Below are 16,951 nucleotides of genomic sequence, written 5' to 3'. Positions count from 1 at the left end.
CTGGATGGTGCCCGGGGTCCTCGCGGCCTAGGGTGGGCCGATGAGACTGACGCATTTCGGGCACGCCTGCGTCCGCCTGGACGACGGTGACCGCGCGCTGGTGATCGACCCGGGCACGTTCGCCGATGCCGCGGCGGCGCTCGCCGGGGCCACCGCCGTGCTGGTGACCCACGAGCACCCCGACCACGTGGACGTCGAGGCGCTGAAGGCCGCTCAGGCGGGCGACCCGGCGCTGACCGTGCACACCCATGCGGCGCTGGCCGGTGACCTGGGCGGGCTGGCCATCGAGGCGGGGGAGCGCAGGCAGATCGCGGGCTTCACCGTGCAGGCGGTGGGCGGCAGGCACGCCGAGGTGATCGACGCACTGCCCGGCTGTCCGAACCTCGGGTATGTGGTGGACGGCCTCTACCACCCGGGAGACTCGCTGTTCGTCCCGGACGCCGAGGTGGAGACGCTGCTGATCCCGGCTGCCGGGCCGTGGCTGAAGGTCGGCGAGGCCGTCCAGTTCGTCCGGGACGTTCGCCCGGCGCGGGGGTTCCCCATCCACGACATCCACCTCAGCCGGATCGGGAGGGAGTACGCCGACGCCTGGCTGCAGGAGGAGACGGCCTACACCCGGCTCGCGCGAGGCGAGTCCGCAGACCTCTGACCCAAAGCCCCGCCGGCCGAGCCGCGACCGCCTGGATCGTGGCGCGGCCGGCCATGGCCGGGGGTCAGCCTGGCTTGGGGTGGTCGGCGGCTTCGGCGGCCTCGCGGCGGGCCTTCTCGCGCAGGGCGTGCTCGTCGGTCCGGGCGTCGTAGGTCCGGAAGGACGGCAGCCAGGCCGCCAGCGCGCCCACCGCGGCCAGGCAGAGCGCACCACCGGCGCCGAGCGAGAACCGCCAGCCGCCGAGCTGCTCCATGAACCCGGCCCGGGCGTTGCCGAGCATGGGGCCGGTCATGTACGACAGCAGCTCGATCCCGGCCAGCCGCCCGCGCAGCTCGTTGGGGATGGTCTGGTTCCAGATGGTGGCGCGGAAGATGCCGCTGATCATGTCCGCGGCCCCGGCCAGGGCCAGGAAGGCCAGGACGCCCCAGAGGCTGGGCATGAGCGAGGCCAGCACGACCGCCCCGCCCCAGCCGGCCGCGGCCAGGATGACGCCCAGCCCGTGCCGGTGCACCCGCGCCGTCCACCCGGAGGTCAGCGAGGCGAGCAGCGATCCCACGGCACTGGCCGAGAAGAGCAGGCCGGCCCACTGCGAGCCGCCGAAGCGCTCGGCGATGAGCGGGTAGAGCGCGGTGGAGAAGGCGAAGATCATCGCGGCGATGTCGACCAGGTAGGTCCCCATCAGGTCGCGCCGGCTCACCGCGTACCGCACCCCTTCGACCATGCTGCGCAAGGACGCGGGAGGCGTGTGCTCCGCCGGAGGCCGGGCGCGGATGAGCCAGAGCAGCCCCAGCGAGGCCGCGTAGGTCACGATGTTGATCGCGTAGGCGGCGGCCGCGCCGTACCAGGAGAAGATCAGGCCCGCCAGCGCGGGCGAGACGATCGCGCCGAGGTTCCAGCGGAAGCTGCTGATCGCGGCGGCGGCGGTGAGCTGGTCGTGCCGGACCACCTGCGGGGTGAGCGCCTCCAGGCTGGGCCGCTGCAGCGAGCCGAGCCCGGCCACCAGCGCGCCCATGACGTACAGGACCCAGACCTGCGGGTCCGGCAGCATCGCGTTGACCAGCAGCGCCGCCACCGCGAGGCAGAGACCCACCTCGGTGTACAGCACGATCTTGCGACGGTCGAGCGCGTCGGCGATGGCGCCGCCCCACAGCCCGCAGACCACCATGGGCACGAACTCGGCCAGGCTCATCAGCCCGACGTTCAGCGTGGAGCGGGTCAGCTCGTACATCTGCAACGGCAGCACGATCATCGACAGGAACGACCCGAACATGCCGATCGCCCCGGAGCCGAACAACAACCGGAAGTCGCTGGAAGTGCGCAGCGGACTGAGGTCCATGCGCAGGTGGGACAGCAGAGTCTTCAACCGGTCGGGCACGAGTGTCGATTCTCAGGTACGGCAGGCGGCCAAAGCAAACGATTTCCAGGCGCCCCCACCCCGAATGCCGTTAGTGTCGCTTCCGACACGAGGAGTGATGATGAGTCTGCTGACGAGGGCCGCTGAGCTGAAGCCCGAGCTGGTGCACTACGCCACATCCGGACGGTTCGCCACCGAGCTGCGCAAGGTGCTCGACCGGTTCTACGCCGCCGGCCCGCCCGCCGACGAGGCGAACGCCGCCCTGCCGGTCGACTACTTCGTGCTGCAGCACCCGCTGCCCGGCGGCGACACGGTGCTCGACCGGTTCGTGGCCGATCACCCCGAGCTGACGGAGCGCGAGCGGGAGCTGCTGCTCGGCTGGAAGCACGTCGTCGAGGGCATCTTCGAGGTGCGCGAGGTCGAGGCGCGGGCCGTGGTGCTGCTCAACCTGGTCGACGAGCTGACCTACCGGACCTTCTCCGACCTCGGCAAGGGCGCCTTCGACCACCTGGAGCCTGGCATGTTCGTGGTCGGCCGGCTCGTGCCGCTCGGCCAGGACTGGCTGATCAGCTGCCCGCCCGCGGTGCACACCGCCGCCATGCGGGCGCAGCTCGCCTCGGCCGCGGCGCACACCGCGCTGGCCAATCCGGCGCTGGTCTTCCGCAACCCGGAGATCCTGTCGCGGGCGCGGCTGCTCCAGGCCGAGCAGCGGCGGTGCTTCGTGGCCTACTTCGGGGCCGACCAGTTCGTGGCGCACGGGTCGGAGGTGGCCGAGCGGCTGGCGGGGTATCTCGCCTACCAGGCCGATCGGCTCGGCGGGCCACGGCCGGGGCCGGTGTCCCTGCCCGAGCACGTCACCCGCGCCGAGAGCGTCGGGCTGATCTTCGACGAGGTGGACGGGCTGGGCTACTACGCCGACTTCGCCGCGCTCGAGGAAGTGTTCGCCGACCCGCGGCTGCTGGTCAAGCCGCGCTACCGCGAGCTGCTCAGCGGCTACCTGCGCGGCGACGCGGTCTCGCCGGTGCCGATCCGGCGGCTGGCCGCGCGCGACCCGGAGAAGGCCGGGGCGGTGTTCGCGCGGCTGCTCAACCGCAAGGGCTTCCGGTGGGAGCGCAGCGGTGAGGCGTTGCTGCGCTCGCACAAACCCGGCTACTTCGCCGCCGAACGGCTGCCGACCGTCACGCCGATCACCCGCGTGATCGCCGAGCACCTCGGCGAGCCGTACGACGCCGCGGCCTGATCACGCGCCCAGGACCTCCCGGCGCAGGTGGGTCTTGAGGATCTTGCCGCCGGGGTTGCGCGGCAGCTCGTCCTCGCGGAACCAGTAGTGCGCCGGGATCTTGAACTTGGCGATCCGCTCGGTGAGGAAGTCCCGCAGTTCCTCGGGCGAGACCGAGGCGCCGCGCACCGGCCGGACGACCGCGCCGACCTCCTCGCCGAGCTCGTCGTGCGGCACGCCGATCACCGCGGCGTCGTCCACCGCCGGGTGCTCGAACAGGGCGGCCTCGACCTCGGCGCAGTAGACGTTCTCGCCGCCCCGGATGACCATGTCCTTGGCCCGGTCGACGATGTAGACGAAGCCCTCCTCGTCCACCCGGGCCAGGTCGCCGGTGTGCAGCCAGCCGTTGACGAAGGTCTGCGCGGTCGCCTCGGGCTTGTTCCAGTAGCCCTTGATCACGTTGGGGCCGCGCACGCACAGCTCGCCGACCTCGCCGACCGGCAGCTCGTCGCCCATCGGCCCGACGATGCGCACGTCCACCACGGCGGAGGGCTGGCCGATGCTGTCCGGCCTGGCCTGATAGTCGGCGCCGCCGTTGCCGATGGCCAGCGCGGTGGTCTCGGTCATGCCGTAGCCGTTGGAGGCGGCGCGCTGCGGCAGATTGTCGTTGATGCGTTCCAGCAGCTTGGGCGGAGCCGGGGCGCCGCCGTACCCGAGGGTGGTCAGCGAGGACAGGTCGTACTTGCCGAAGTCGGGGTGGGACATGAGCTGCCAGGCGTTGGTCGGCACGCCGATCATGGTGGTGACCCGCTCGCGCTCGATGAGCTGCAGCGCCCGCTCCGGGTCCCACTTGTACATCAGGACCAGCCCGCCGCCGGTGAACATGGTGGTGGTGAGGGCCGAGAAGCAGCCGGTCACGTGGAAGAGCGGCACGGTGAGCAGCGTCACCCGGCGCACCGCGCTGGCCTCGCCGGGGTCCTTGCCGGACAGCGCGACCGCGCGCATCAGGCCGAAGGCGACGGTCATGGGGGACTGGCCGAGGTTGCGGTGGGTGCCCAGGGCGCCCTTGGGGTGCCCGGTCGTGCCGGAGGTGTAGAAGATCGTCGCCGGGTCGTCGGCGGTGAGCTCGACCTCGGGGAGGGTGACGTCGGCCCGCACCTCGCCGAGGACCTCGCGCCACTGCTCGCTGCGCGCGACGATCATCGGGACGCCGGTGGAGGCCAGCCGCTCGGCCCGCTCGTCGTCGGCGATCAGCAGCTTGGCGCCGGAGTCGCTGACGCCGTAGGCCAGTTCCTGCTCGGTCCACCAGGCGTTGAGCGGCACCGCGATGCCGCCGGCGGCCAGGACCGCGGAAAAGGAGATGACCCATTCGGGGTAGTTGCGCATCGCGATGGCGACCCGGTCGCCCTTGGCCACGCCGTAGTCCTCCACCAGGCGGCGGGCGAGCGTCGCGGCGAGGCGGTAGTGCTCCTCATAGGTGAGGTGCTCGTCCTCGTAGGCCAGGAAGACGTTCGCGCCCTGCCATCGGCTGTTCTCCAGGAGCGTCCGGAAGTGCTGGGGGGCGTGTTTCCAGGTGCGGACACCGGTGTCCCCGATCTCCTCCATCTCGAACAACTGACCAGGGGCGGTGAGCTGGGCCTCGACCTGGGCGTTCGTAGGGCTCATGGTTGCGCAACTCCAGGGGTGACGTTGTGCGGGATTTCACACTACCGACCGGTCAGTACGGCGCGCTAGATCAGGCGGCTTGCATGTCCATGCCTGCGCGTGCATAATCTTCACAACGCAAGAACATGAGTAAAGGTGAATAAACATGCAGCGCAGTAAGGTGGCTGTGGCGGGGGCCTCCGGCTATGCCGGCGGCGAGCTCCTCCGCCTGCTGCTCGGGCATCCAGGGATCGAGATCGGCGCGCTGACCGCCGCCACCAGCGCGGGCGACCCGCTCGGCGCGCACCAGCCGCACCTGCCGCAACTGGCCGGGCGCATCATCCAGGAGACGACCCCCGAGACGCTGGCCGGGCACGACGTCGTCTTCCTCGCGCTGCCGCATGGCCATTCGGCCGCCGTGGCCGCGCAGCTCGACGCCGACACCGTCGTCGCCGACTGCGGCGCCGACCACCGCCTCGCCGACCCCGCCGCCTGGGCCGAGTTCTACGGCGGCGAGCACGCCGGCACCTGGCCCTACGGCCTGCCCGAACTGCCGGGCCTGCGCGACCCGCTGCGCACCGCCCGCCGCATCGCGGTGCCCGGCTGCTACCCGACCGCGGTCAACCTCGCGCTCTTCCCGGCCTTCGCCGCCGGTCTGGCCGAGCCCGACGTGGTCGTCGTCGCCGCCTCCGGCACCAGCGGCGCGGGCAAGGCCGCCAAGACGAACCTGCTGGGCAGCGAGGTCATGGGCTCGGTCAGCGCCTACGGCGCCGGCGGCGTGCACCGGCACACCCCGGAGATGGAACAGGGCCTGTCGGCCCTGGCCGGCGGCCCGGTGAAGGTCTCCTTCACGCCGACCCTGGCCCCGATGAGCCGCGGCATCCTGGCCACCTGCACCGCGCCCGCCGTGCCCGGCGTCACCAAGCTCGGCCTGCGCGAGGCCTACGCCAAGGCCTTCGCCGCCGAGCCCTTCCTGACCCTGCTGCCCGAGGGCACGTGGCCCGCCACGCAGATGACCTACGGCGCCAACACCGCCGCCGTCCAGGTCGCCCTCGACGAGCGCACCCGGCGCATCGTCGCCGTCATCGCCATCGACAACCTCACCAAGGGCACGGCCGGGGGCGCGATCCAGAGCGTCAACCTGGCCCTCGGCCTGCCCGAGACCACCGGCCTCCCCTTCACTGGAGTAGCTCCGTGAGCGTAACCGCCCCCTTGGGATTCCGCGCCGCAGGCGTGTCCGCCGGCATCAAGTCCGGCGGCAACCGCGACCTCGCCCTCGTCGTCAACGACGGCCCGAGCCGCGCCGCCGCCGGCGTCTTCACCGCCAACCGGGTGAAAGCCGCGCCGGTGCTCTGGTCGCAGCAGGTGCTGAGCGGCGGCCGCCTGCGCGCGGTCATCCTCAACTCCGGCGGCGCCAACGCCTGCACCGGCCCGGAGGGCTTCCAGGACACCCACGCCACCGCCGAGAAGGTCGCCGAGCTGCTGGCGGACTCGGCCGGCGAGATCGCCGTCTGCTCCACCGGCCTGATCGGCGAGCGCCTGCCCATGGACAAGCTCCTGGCCGGCGTCGAGACCGCCAAGGACCAGCTCACCCGCGACGGCGGCCTGGCCGCGGCCGACGCCATCCGCACCACCGACACCGTCTCGAAGATCTCCTTCAAGCGCGGCGAGGGCGGCTACATGGTCGGCGGCATGGCCAAGGGCGCGGGCATGCTCGCCCCGGCCCTGGCCACCATGCTCTGCGTCATCACCACCGACGCCGAGGTGAGCAGCGACGAGCTCGACGCCGTGCTGCGCGCGGCCACCGCCGCCACCTTCGACCGGCTCGACGCCGACGGCTGCATGTCCACCAACGACACCGTCCTGCTGCTGTCGTCGGGCGCCTCCGGCGTGCGGCCCGACCTGGCGGAGTTCGCCCGCAAGGTCACCGAGGTCTGCGCCGACCTGGCCCGCCAGCTCCTGGTGGACGCCGAGGGCGCCTCCAAGGCGATCGCGGTCGAGGTGGTCGGGGCGGCCTCCGAAGCCGACGCGCTCACCGTGGGCCGCGCGGTCTCGCGCTCCAACCTGCTCAAGTGCGCCATCCACGGCGAGGACCCCAACTGGGGCCGGGTGCTGGCCGCGGTCGGCACCACCGACGCGGTCTTCGAGGCCGAGCGGCTCAACGTGGCGATCAACGGCATCTGGGTCTGCCGCGGCGGCGCGGTGGGCGACGACCGGTCCAAGGTGGACATGCGCCCGCGCGACGTCACCATCACCGTCGACCTGTCGGCGGGCACGCACAGCGCCACCATCCACACCACCGACCTGACCGCCGCCTACGTCCGCGAGAACTCGGCCTACAGCTCGTGAGCGCCTCGATGAGCAAGGCCGAGATCCTGATCGAGGCGCTGCCCTGGCTGGCCCGCTTCCACGGCGCGACCATCGTCATCAAGTACGGCGGCAACGCGATGACCGAGGAGTCCCTGCGCGAGCGTTTCGCCGAGGACGTGGTCTTCCTGCGCTACGCCGGGCTCAAGCCGGTCGTGGTGCACGGCGGCGGCCCGCAGATCAACCGTCAGCTCGCCCTGCAGGGCATCGAGTCGCACTTCACCGCCGGCCTGCGCGTCACCACGCCGGAGGCCATGGACGTGGTCCGCATGGTGCTGACCGGCAAGGTCGGCCCCGAGGTGGTCGGCCTGATCAACCGGCACGGTCCCTTCGCCGTCGGCCTGTCCGGCGAGGACGCCCGGCTGTTCACCGCCGAGCGCAAGTTCGCCGAGGTGGACGGGGAGAAGGTGGACATCGGCCAGGTCGGCGAGATCGTCGCGGTCGACCCCGGAGCCGTCCGGGCGCTGCTCGACGACGGCCGCATCCCGGTCGTCTCCAGCATCGCGGTCGGCGCCGACGGAGAAATCTACAATGTAAATGCGGACACCGCGGCCGCCGCGCTGGCCGTCGGCCTGCAGGCCCAGAAGCTCATCGTCCTCACCGACGTCGAAGGCCTCTACCGCGACTGGCCCGACGATCCGACGGTCATCCGGCGGCTGTCGGCCGGCGAGCTGGAGGCGTTGCTGCCCGGCCTGTCCAGTGGCATGGTCCCCAAGATGGAGGCCTGCCTCACCGCGGTCAGGGGAGGCGTCCCCCAGGCGCACGTCCTCGACGGGCGCGAACCGCACGCCCTGCTCCTGGAGATCTTCACCGACGAGGGGATCGGAACCATGGTGATGCCGTCATGACCCTGCGCGACCGCTTCGAGCAGGTCTTCATGCCCAACTACGGCGTGCCGCCGCTCGCGCTGGCCCGCGGCGAGGGCTGCACCGTCTGGGACGTGGACGGCCGGCCGTACCTCGACCTGATCGGCGGGATCGCGGTCACCTCGCTCGGCCACGCCCACCCGGCGCTGGTCGAGGCGGTCTCCACCCAGGTCGCCACCCTCGCCCACACCTCCAACCTCTTCCTGCACGAGCCCGAGGTGCTGCTCGCCGAGAAGCTGGTCGAGCTGCTCGGCCGGCCGGCCCGGGTCTTCTTCGCCAACTCCGGCACCGAGGCCAACGAGGCCGCCTACAAGCTCTGCGTGAAGTACGGCAAGCAGACCGGCCGCAGCTTCTTCGTCGCCACCGAGAACGGCTTCCACGGCCGGACCATCGGCGCCCTGTCGCTCACCGGCAAGCCCGCCATCCGCGAGCAGTTCGGCCCGTTCCCGGTCGAGGTGCGCTTCGTCCCCTACGGCGACGCCGACGCGCTCAAGCAGGCCGTGACCGAGGACTGCGTCGCCGTCTTCCTGGAGCCCACCCAGGGCGAGGCCGGCGTCGTGCCGCCGCCACCCGGCTACCTGCGGGCGGCCCGCGAGATCACCGCCGCGCAGGGCGCGCTGCTGGTCGCCGACGAGATCCAGTCGGCCATCGGCCGGACCGGCCACTGGTTCGCCCACCAGGCCGAGGGCTTCGTGCCCGACATCCTGACGCTGGCCAAGGGCCTGGGCGGTGGGCTGCCGATCGGCGCCTGCGTCGGCTTCGGCCAGGCGGCCACCCTGTTCGACAAGGGCGACCACGGCTCGACCTTCGGCGGCAACCCGGTCTCCTGCGCCGCCGCGCTCGCCGTCCTGGCCAACGTGGACCTCGCCCACGTCCAGGTCGTCGCCGAGCAGCTCCGCTCCGGCCTGGAGGCCGTGCGCCACCCGCTGCTCAAGGGCGTGCGCGGCCGCGGCCTGTGGCTGGCCCTCGTGCTCACCGAGCCCAGGTCGGCCGAGGTGCAGGCTGCCTTCCAGGACGCCGGCTTCCTCGTCAACGCCCTCCAGCCCGACGCGGTACGGCTCGCGCCGCCCCTGACCATCACCGGCGAGCAGATCCAGTCCTTCCTCGACGCCGTCCCCGGGGTACTCGACCATGCCTAGACACTTCCTGCGCGACGACGACCTCACCCCGGCCGAGCAGCTCGAAGTCCTCGAGCTGGCCGCGGCGATGAAGAAGGACCGCTTCGGCTACCGCCCCTTCGAGGGCCCCCAGACCGTCGCCGTGCTGTTCGACAAGCCCTCCACCCGCACCCGCGTCTCCTTCGCCGTCGGCGTCGGCGAGCTGGGCGGCCTGCCGCTGGTCATCGACGGCGGCTCCTCCCAGATGGGCCGCGGCGAGCCCGCCGAGGACACCGCCCGGGTGCTGGACCGCCAGGTGGCCGCGATCGTCTGGCGGACCTACGACCAGGCCAACCTGGAGGCCATGGCCTCGGTCTCCCGGGTGCCGGTGGTCAACGCGCTCAGCGACCTGTTCCACCCCTGCCAGATCCTCGCCGACCTGCAGACGATCCGCGAGCACAAGGGCGACACCCGCGGCCTGGTCCTGGCCTACCTGGGTGACGGCTCCAACAACATGGCCCACTCCTACCTGCTCGGCGGCGCGGCGGCCGGCATGCACGTGTGGATCGGCACCCCGGCCACCCACCAGCCCGACCCGGCGGTCGTCGAGGCCGCGGCGGCCGTCGCCGAACAGACCGGCGCGACCCTGCACATCGTCTCCGACCCCGAGGACGCCATCGCCGGGGCCGACGTGGTGGCCACCGACACCTGGGTCTCCATGGGGCAGGACGACAAGGAGGAGCGGATCGCCGCGATGGCCTCCTACCAGGTCGATGCCACCCTTATGCGCCGGGCGCGAGACAATGCCGTCGTGCTGCACTGCCTGCCCGCCTACCGCGGCTACGAGATCACCGCCGAGGTGCTCGACGGCCCGCAGAGCGTGGTGTGGGACCAGGCGGAGAACCGGCTGCACGCCCAGAAGGCCCTGCTCCACTGGCTGGTGACCCGACGATGATTCCCATGACCAAGGCCGCCAGGCAGGCCAAGATCACCGAGCTGCTCGAACGGCAGGTGGTCCGCTCGCAGCCCGAGCTGGCCAAGCTGCTGGCCGAGGAGGGCGTGGAGGTCACCCAGGCCACGCTCAGCCGCGATCTGGACGAGCTCGGCGCGCTCAAGCTGCGTGCCGAGGACGGCTCCTTGGTCTATGCGTTGCCCGGCGAGGGCGGCCGGCGCATCCCGCTGGCCCGCGTCGGCACGGGGGAGGACGCCGGGGCGCGGCTGCGCCGGCTCTCGGAGGAACTGCTGGTCTCGGCCGAGGCGTCGGCCAACCTGGTGATCGTGCGTACCCCGCCGGGCGCCGCCCAGTACCTCGCCTCGGCCATCGACCACGCCGGCTGGGAGTCGATCCTGGGCTGCGTGGCCGGGGACGACACCATCCTCGTCATCAGCCGTGACCCGCAGGGCGGCCCGGTGCTGGCCGAGACCCTGCTGAGACTGGCCGACCGGCGTCACTGACATCCGGCGTCCGACTACCGGCGTCACTGACAAGCGGTCGGCCGAGAACAACGAACGAAGCTAGGATTCGTGACCATGAGTGAAGGTGGCAAGCCGATGCGGCTGTGGGGCGGACGGTTCGAGAGCGGACCGGCCGACGCGCTGGCACGGCTGTCGGTGAGCGTGCACTTCGACTGGCGGCTGGTGCCGTACGACCTGGCGGCCTCCCGCGCGCACGCGCGGGTGCTGCACCGGGCCGGCCTGCTGAGCCAGGAGGAGCTCGAGCGCATGCTGGGCGCGATCGACGACCTGGAGCGCGCCTGCAAGGCGGGCGAGTTCCGGCCGACCGTCGCCGACGAGGACGTGCACACCGCGCTGGAGCGCGGCCTGCTGGAGCGGCTCGGCTCGCTCGGCGGCAAGCTGCGCGCGGGCCGCTCGCGCAACGACCAGATCGCCACCGACCTGCGCCTGTACCTGCGCGACCACGTGCGCAACATCGTCTCGCGCCTGGTCGAGCTGGAGACGGCGCTGATGGAGCAGGCCGAGCGGCACGCCGACACCGCCGCTCCGGGCATGACCCACCTGCAGCACGCCCAGCCGGTCTCCTTCGGCCACCAGTTGCTCGCCCACGTGCACGCCTTCGCGCGGGACATCGACCGGCTGCGCGACTGGGACAAGCGCGCGGGCGTCTCCCCGCTCGGCTCCGGCGCGCTGGCCGGCTCCTCGCTGCCGCTCGACCCGGTCGCCGTCGCCGAGGAGCTGGGCTTCTCGGCCGCCGCGCCCAACTCGATGGACGCCGTCGCCGACCGCGACTTCGCCGCCGAGTTCCTCTTCGACGCCGCGATGATCGGCATCCACCTGTCGCGGCTGGGCGAGGAGATCGTCCTGTGGGCCTCGCAGGAGTTCCGCTGGATCGAGATGGACGACGCCTACTCCACCGGCTCGTCGATCATGCCGCAGAAGAAGAACCCCGACGTGGCCGAGCTGGCCCGCGGCAAGTCCGGCCGGCTCATCGGCAACCTCATGTCGCTGCTGACCGTGCTCAAGGGCCTGCCGCTGACCTACAACCGCGACCTGCAGGAGGACAAGGAGCCGGTCTTCGACACCGTCGACACCCTGCTCCTGGTGCTGCCCGCGATGGCCGGCCTGGTCGCCACCATGCGGGTCAACACCTCCCGGCTGGCCGAGACCGCCTCCGACGGCTTCGCGCTGGCCACCGACCTGGCCGAGCTGCTAGTACGGCGGGGCGTGCCGTTCCGCGAGGCACACGAGGCGGTCGGCCACCTGGTGGTCTACTGCCAGGTCAACGACGTCGACCTGCACGAGCTGTCCGACGAGGACATGGTCAAGGTCTCCCCGCACCTGACGCCCGACGTGCGCGACGTGCTCGACGTGGCCGGGGCGCTCGCCGCCCGCAAGGCCTTCGGCGGCACCGCGCCCGACCGGGTCCGCGACCAGCTCGGCGCGCTGCGCGAGACGGTCGACGGCCAGGCGGCCTGGGCCGCGGGCTCCTGAGCACGGCGGCCTTCGACAGCCGGGTCTCCCCGTGGGGCCCGGCTCTGCCGCGTGCCTTCTTCGACCGGCACGCCTCGCTGGTCGCCCCCGAACTGCTCGGCCGCGTGGTCGTGCACGGCGGCGTCGCGCTGCGGCTGACCGAGGTCGAGGCCTACGGGCTGCCGGGCGAGGACCCGGCGGCGCACACCTACCGGGGGATGACGCCCCGCAACTCGGTCATGTTCGGGCCGCCCGGGCACCTGTACGTCTACTTCACCTACGGCATGCACTTCTGCGCCAACCTCGTCTGCCTGCCCGAGGGGCACGGCTCCGGGGTGCTGCTGCGCGGCGGCGAGATCGTGGACGGGCTGGAGCTCGCCCGCGCCAGGCGGGGCGGCGCGGTGGCCGACCGGGAGCTGGCCCGGGGACCGGCCCGGCTCGCGGTGGCGCTCGGGATCGCTCGCGCGGAGAACGGCCGCGACATGATCGGCGACGTGCTCACCGGGACGCCCCCGGGCACGATCCAGGCCGGGCCGCGCACCGGCGTCGCGACCGGGGCGGAGACGCCGTGGCGCTTCTGGATCGACGGGGACCCGACCGTGTCGCCCTACCGGCGGCACGTGCCGCGCAAACGGACCTAGGCGCGTTGCAGCCGGCGCAGTTCGGCGGCCACCTCGGTGGGCGAGGTGCCCAGGTCGGCGCGGCTGAAGATGTGCAGGTTCTCGCCGGTGTCGATCTCCAGCATCTCGCCCCGCCTGCCGTACCGGCGGGTGACGTCGACCTTGATGTCCTGCACCTGCTCCCACGGGATGCGCAGCCGGCCGGCGTAGCCGTGGACCACGGTGAGGCCGTCGTGGTCGGCGGCCAGCCGTACCGGAGCCACGAAGTCGCGCAGCGCCATCGCCCCCAGCAGCAGCGTCGCCGGCACGGCCAGGATCACCCCGCGGACGTCGCCCTGCAGATACCAGTAGACGCCCAGCGCCGCGCAGGCCAGCGCGGCCAGCGTCTTGGCGATCGTCGGTTCCCGGCGCACCCTCCACATGGACAACGAGGTTATCCGAGTGGCGAGGTTCTGAGATGATCAGGCAGGCTGTACGCACAAGTCCATCCACCTCAGGAAAGTCAGAAACGTGACCGACATCCTCGATGACCTCGCCTGGCGAGGCCTGATCGCGCAGTCCACCGACCTCGACGCCCTGCGCAAGGCGCTGTCGGAGGGCTCGGTCACGCTGTATTGCGGGTTCGACCCGACAGCGGCCTCTCTGCACGTCGGTCACTTCGTGCCCCTGCTGACGCTCCGGCGCTTCCAGCTCGCCGGGCACCGGCCGATCGGCCTGGTCGGCGGCGCCACCGGCCTCATCGGCGACCCGAGCGGACGCAACTCCGAGCGCTCGCTGAACGCCACCGACGTGGTCGAGAACTGGGTCAAGCGGCTGCAGGGGCAGGTCTCGCGCTTCCTCGACTTCGACCAGGCGCTGCCGAACCCGGCCGTCATGGTCAGCAACCTCGACTGGACCGCGCAGATGTCGGCCATCGACTTCCTGCGCGACATCGGCAAGCACTTCCCGGTCAACCGGATGCTGGCCCGCGAGTCGGTCTCGGCGCGGCTGGCCGGTGACGGCCTCAGCTACACCGAGTTCAGCTACCAGATCCTGCAGTCCAACGACTTCCTGGAGCTCTACCGGCGGCACGGCTGCGTCCTGCAGGTCGGCGGCAGCGACCAGTGGGGCAACCTGACCGCGGGCACCGACCTGATCCGCCGCGTCGAGGGCGCGCACGTGCACGCGATGACCGTGCCGCTGATCACCAAGGCCGACGGCCAGAAATTCGGCAAGACCGGCACCGGCACGCTCTGGCTCGACCCGGAGATGACCTCGCCGTACGCCTTCTACCAGTACTTCCTCAACACCGACGACCGTGACGTCATCCACTACCTCAAGGTCTTCACCTTCAAGACCCGCGAGGAGATCGAGGAGCTGGAGAAGGCGGTCGCCGAGCGGCCCTTCGCCCGCGAAGCCCAGCGCGCGCTGGCCGAGGAGCTCACCGCGCTGCTGCACGGGCGCGAGGAGCTCGACCGGGTGATCGCCGCCTCCAAGGCGCTGTTCGGGCAGGGCTCGCTGGCCGAGCTCGACGCCGCGACGCTGGGCGCGGCGCTGGCCGAGGTGCCCTTCGTGAAGGTGCCCGCGCTCGGCGCGACGCTGGTGGACCTCCTGGCCGACAGCGGGCTGGTCGGCTCCAAGTCGGAGGCCCGCCGGGCGGTCAAGGAGGGCGGCGCCTACCTGAACAACGAGCGGGTGGCCGACGAGTCCTACGTGCCGGTCGAGTCCGACCTGCTCGCCGGGCGCTACCTGGTGCTGCGCCGGGGCAAGAAGTCCATCGGCGGCGTCGAGGTCGCTCCGCAGTAGATCCGAAGGGAACCCGAAGTCGGTCACGGCACCTTGGTGTCATGACCGACTTCGCGGATATCAGGGACGAGTTCGAGACGTACATCGGCGACATCGTGTACGCGACCATGACCACCGTGGACGGCAGGGGCCGGCCCCGGGCCCGGGTGCTGATCCCCGTGTGGGAGATCGTGGACGGCCGGCCGCTCGGCTGGCTGGCCACGTACAGGACCCCGGTCAAGGCCGCCCACCTCGCGGGCAACCCGCACGCCGGCTTCTCCTACTGGACGCCCAAGCAGAACGCGGTCGCCGTGGACACGGTGGCGACCTGGGTGGACGAGATCGACGTCAAGCGGCACGTCTGGAGCCTGTACGGCAAGGGCAGCCCGCGAGGGGCGGGGTATCCGCTCGGGAGCTTCTGGAAGAGCCCGGCCGATCCCAAGCTTCACGTGCTGCGGCTGGAGCCGTACCGGGTGCAGGTGATCAGGGGGCTCGACCTGCGCAGCCGCATCTGGTCGGCTGCGCGCGCGGACGAGCTCGCCGGGTGATTCAGGAGCGCGTGTAGAGGGCGACGGTCAGGCCGGGGCTGTCGCCCGAGTGCCACGACCGGGCCTGCTCGAACCCGGCCGCCTCGACCTCGGCCACCCGGCGCAACCTCGCCGCCGCCTTCCGATCCCCGCGCCAGACCAGCCACACCCGCTCGTGCTTCTCGAACACCTCGGGGGCCGCGGGCCGCTCGTCGAAGCTGAACCCGCCCGGCCGCGGGTCCGGCCCCAGCTTGAGCACGTCGTCCGGCAGCCGGCCGCCGTAGTACTCGAAACCGGTGCGGAGCTGGCTGTGCCCGTAGACCAGGGCGTCACCCGGTTCGGCGTCGATCCTGGAGATCGCCCAGGGCAGGTTGTCGAACCGGCCGTTCGGCTCGCGGAGCTCCAGGTGCGTGGGTACGGCGAGGCCGACCGCCGCCACGGCGACGAGCGCGGAGGCGACGGCGTTGACGGGCCGGGGGAGTGCCGTCACGCCCAGCGCGGCGAGCAGCGCCAACGCGGGGGCGGCGACGAACAGGTACCTGTCCACGTACACCGGGGTGAGCAGGTGTGAGGTGGCCAGCAGCAGCAGAGGCGGCAGGAGCAACCAGCCGTAGGCCCACCACGGGCTCCGCTTGCGCAGCAGGACCAGGGGGAGCAGGGCTGCGGCGAACAGGAGCAGACCGGGGAGCGCCGCCCCCGCCACCATGTCCGGATACTTCAGCAGAACGTCAGGTCCGCGCTGCGGGATCCACGAGATCGCGTGCCGCTCCCTGTACCCCAGCACCCCGAGCGCCAGCGCCGGCACCGACCCGGCGGCCAGCGCCGTCACCAGCCTCACCACGGTGGTACGGCGGGCCAGCAGCAGGTGGGCGGGCAACACGAGCACCGCGAACAGGTGCGTGCACCCGACCAGCAGCACCGAGCAGCCGTACACCACCCACCGTCCCGTTCGCCGCGCTCCTGATCGCCCTTCGTGTCGCTCGTCCTTGTGCTCCTCCTGGCTTCCGCCCTCTCCGGCGACAGCCCGGTGCAACGCCCAGAACGACCACACCACGGCCGCCGCCGCGAAGGCGTACGGCCGGGCGAAGGCCCCGTAGTAGGACACCGACGGCAGCACCGCGAACAACCCGCCCGCGACCAGCCCCGCCAAGGGGCCGCCGACCCGCCGCCCGAGGTCGGTCAGCAACCCCGCCGCGACCGCCACCGCCAGGATCGACGGCAGCCGCAACCACAGCACCGACTCCCCGGCGAACTGCCACAGGTGCATGAACAGGTAGTACGGCAGGAAGTGCCCGTCGATGTGCTGGGCCAGCGTCCACAGTCCGGAGACCGACCGCCTGGCCGCGCTCAGCGTCGCCAGCTCGTCGCCGTTCAACGTGGGCGTCGTGCTGCCGGCCAGCGCGATGACCCCGGCGGCCACGGCGGGGAAGGGCCACAGCGGTACGGCGGGGCGGCGCCGGCGGGCGGATTCCGGTCTGGCGATCGTGGGGGCGCTGGTCACCTGGCGAGGATAGCGGGGCCGCCGCGCCGGTTCCGAGCCGTGATTTGACGGCGGCGCGATCCCGGCTTAGTCTTCTCTTCGCCCACGGAGCGAGCCGGACACCCACGCGGTGGACGGGCCCGGGGCGGAACCCACTCTCTCGGCTAGCCTCCATCGGCTTGGCTTCGCATCGGCGGAAAACCGTTTGATTCGACAGCGGGCAGATGTCACGGTAAGTTGTGAGGGTTGCCCCGGAGACGGGGTGGTCGATATTCCTGTCGTCCTGCGTGAATTCTGTCAAATCAGCGAATTTGACACGAAAATGCGAGGCGCTAGAATAGAGACACAACGAACGAAACGAAAAAGCGCCACCGGGCGGTACGACGGTGAACGCGTCCGTTTCTTGAGAACTCAACAGTGTGTTAAAAGCCAGTGC

Annotated in this window: 16 protein-coding genes; 12 read left to right on the top strand and 4 right to left on the bottom strand. The window is 71.8% G+C overall.

Features of this window, described 5'->3' with window-relative positions; all coding sequences use genetic code 11:
- The first annotated feature begins 40 nt into the window (after positions 1–40).
- On the top strand, positions 41–649 hold the full coding sequence (locus AB0I67_RS38820; RefSeq protein WP_357934784.1) for an MBL fold metallo-hydrolase: 609 nt from the start codon (positions 41–43) through the stop codon (positions 647–649).
- 64 nt (positions 650–713) lie between these two features.
- Here the strand turns inward: AB0I67_RS38820 and AB0I67_RS38815 are convergent, their stop codons facing one another.
- Positions 714–2,024 (bottom strand): MFS transporter, encoded by a 1,311-nt coding sequence (locus AB0I67_RS38815; RefSeq protein ID WP_357934781.1) that lies wholly within the window; start codon positions 2,022–2,024, stop codon positions 714–716.
- 100 nt (positions 2,025–2,124) lie between these two features.
- On the opposite strand from AB0I67_RS38815, the gene AB0I67_RS38810 reads away from it, so the two are divergent.
- On the top strand, positions 2,125–3,243 hold the full coding sequence (locus tag AB0I67_RS38810; protein WP_357934779.1) for a hypothetical protein: 1,119 nt from the start codon (positions 2,125–2,127) through the stop codon (positions 3,241–3,243).
- Here AB0I67_RS38810 and AB0I67_RS38805 read toward each other — a convergent pair whose 3' ends face one another.
- Positions 3,244–4,887 carry an AMP-binding protein gene (locus AB0I67_RS38805; protein WP_357934776.1) on the bottom strand — a complete coding sequence of 548 codons (1,644 nt, stop codon included), beginning with the start codon at positions 4,885–4,887 and terminating at the stop codon, positions 3,244–3,246. It abuts the gene before it with no gap.
- A 145-nt stretch (positions 4,888–5,032) separates the two neighbouring features.
- Here AB0I67_RS38805 and argC point away from each other — a divergent pair, with 145 nt between their 5' ends.
- From argC to AB0I67_RS38765, 8 genes are all read left to right on the top strand, one after another.
- Entirely contained in the window at positions 5,033–6,064 is a 1,032-nt protein-coding gene (gene argC, locus AB0I67_RS38800) for an N-acetyl-gamma-glutamyl-phosphate reductase (protein WP_357934773.1), read from the top strand.
- On the top strand, positions 6,061–7,215 hold the full coding sequence (gene argJ / locus AB0I67_RS38795) for a bifunctional glutamate N-acetyltransferase/amino-acid acetyltransferase ArgJ (protein ID WP_357934769.1): 1,155 nt from the start codon (positions 6,061–6,063) through the stop codon (positions 7,213–7,215). Before argC ends, argJ begins: the two co-directional genes overlap by 4 nt.
- An 8-nt stretch (positions 7,216–7,223) precedes the next feature.
- Positions 7,224–8,081: an acetylglutamate kinase gene (gene argB / locus AB0I67_RS38790; protein ID WP_357934766.1), complete on the top strand. Its 858-nt coding sequence runs from the start codon at positions 7,224–7,226 to the stop codon at positions 8,079–8,081.
- On the top strand, positions 8,078–9,238 hold the full coding sequence (locus tag AB0I67_RS38785) for an acetylornithine transaminase (RefSeq protein ID WP_357934764.1): 1,161 nt from the start codon (positions 8,078–8,080) through the stop codon (positions 9,236–9,238). Before argB ends, AB0I67_RS38785 begins: the two co-directional genes overlap by 4 nt.
- A complete protein-coding gene (gene argF, locus AB0I67_RS38780; RefSeq protein ID WP_357934761.1) occupies positions 9,231–10,151 on the top strand; it encodes an ornithine carbamoyltransferase in 921 nt (306 codons plus the stop codon). The genes AB0I67_RS38785 and argF overlap by 8 nt, the downstream gene beginning before the upstream one ends.
- Positions 10,148–10,651, top strand: a complete 504-nt coding sequence (locus tag AB0I67_RS38775) for an arginine repressor (RefSeq protein WP_357934758.1) — start codon at positions 10,148–10,150, stop codon at positions 10,649–10,651. The genes argF and AB0I67_RS38775 overlap by 4 nt, the downstream gene beginning before the upstream one ends.
- A gap of 75 nt (positions 10,652–10,726) precedes the next feature.
- A complete protein-coding gene (gene argH / locus AB0I67_RS38770; RefSeq protein WP_357934755.1) occupies positions 10,727–12,145 on the top strand; it encodes an argininosuccinate lyase in 1,419 nt (472 codons plus the stop codon).
- Entirely contained in the window at positions 12,127–12,765 is a 639-nt protein-coding gene (locus tag AB0I67_RS38765) for a DNA-3-methyladenine glycosylase (protein ID WP_357934947.1), read from the top strand. Before argH ends, AB0I67_RS38765 begins: the two co-directional genes overlap by 19 nt.
- Here the strand turns inward: AB0I67_RS38765 and AB0I67_RS38760 are convergent.
- Positions 12,762–13,166, bottom strand: a complete 405-nt coding sequence (locus AB0I67_RS38760; RefSeq protein ID WP_357934752.1) for a PH domain-containing protein — start codon at positions 13,164–13,166, stop codon at positions 12,762–12,764. The two genes, AB0I67_RS38765 and AB0I67_RS38760, sit on opposite strands and share 4 nt — an antisense overlap.
- A gap of 88 nt (positions 13,167–13,254) precedes the next feature.
- Between AB0I67_RS38760 and tyrS the strand changes: the two genes are divergently transcribed.
- Positions 13,255–14,529, top strand: a complete 1,275-nt coding sequence (tyrS, locus tag AB0I67_RS38755) for a tyrosine--tRNA ligase (protein WP_357934750.1) — start codon at positions 13,255–13,257, stop codon at positions 14,527–14,529.
- Positions 14,530–14,570: 41 nt separating this feature from the next.
- On the top strand, positions 14,571–15,056 hold the full coding sequence (locus AB0I67_RS38750) for a pyridoxamine 5'-phosphate oxidase family protein (protein ID WP_357934747.1): 486 nt from the start codon (positions 14,571–14,573) through the stop codon (positions 15,054–15,056).
- 1 nt (position 15,057) lies between these two features.
- Here AB0I67_RS38750 and AB0I67_RS38745 read toward each other — a convergent pair whose 3' ends face one another.
- Positions 15,058–16,536, bottom strand: a complete 1,479-nt coding sequence (locus AB0I67_RS38745) for a glycosyltransferase family 39 protein (RefSeq protein WP_357934744.1) — start codon at positions 16,534–16,536, stop codon at positions 15,058–15,060.
- Between the last annotated feature and the right edge of the window lie 415 nt (positions 16,537–16,951).

It is taken from the genome of Nonomuraea sp. NPDC050310 (assembly GCF_040655795.1).
Taxonomy (GTDB): Bacteria; Actinomycetota; Actinomycetes; order Streptosporangiales; family Streptosporangiaceae; genus Nonomuraea.
Note: the sequence above shows the minus strand (reverse complement) of the source record. Positions and strands in the feature narration are given on the sequence as shown.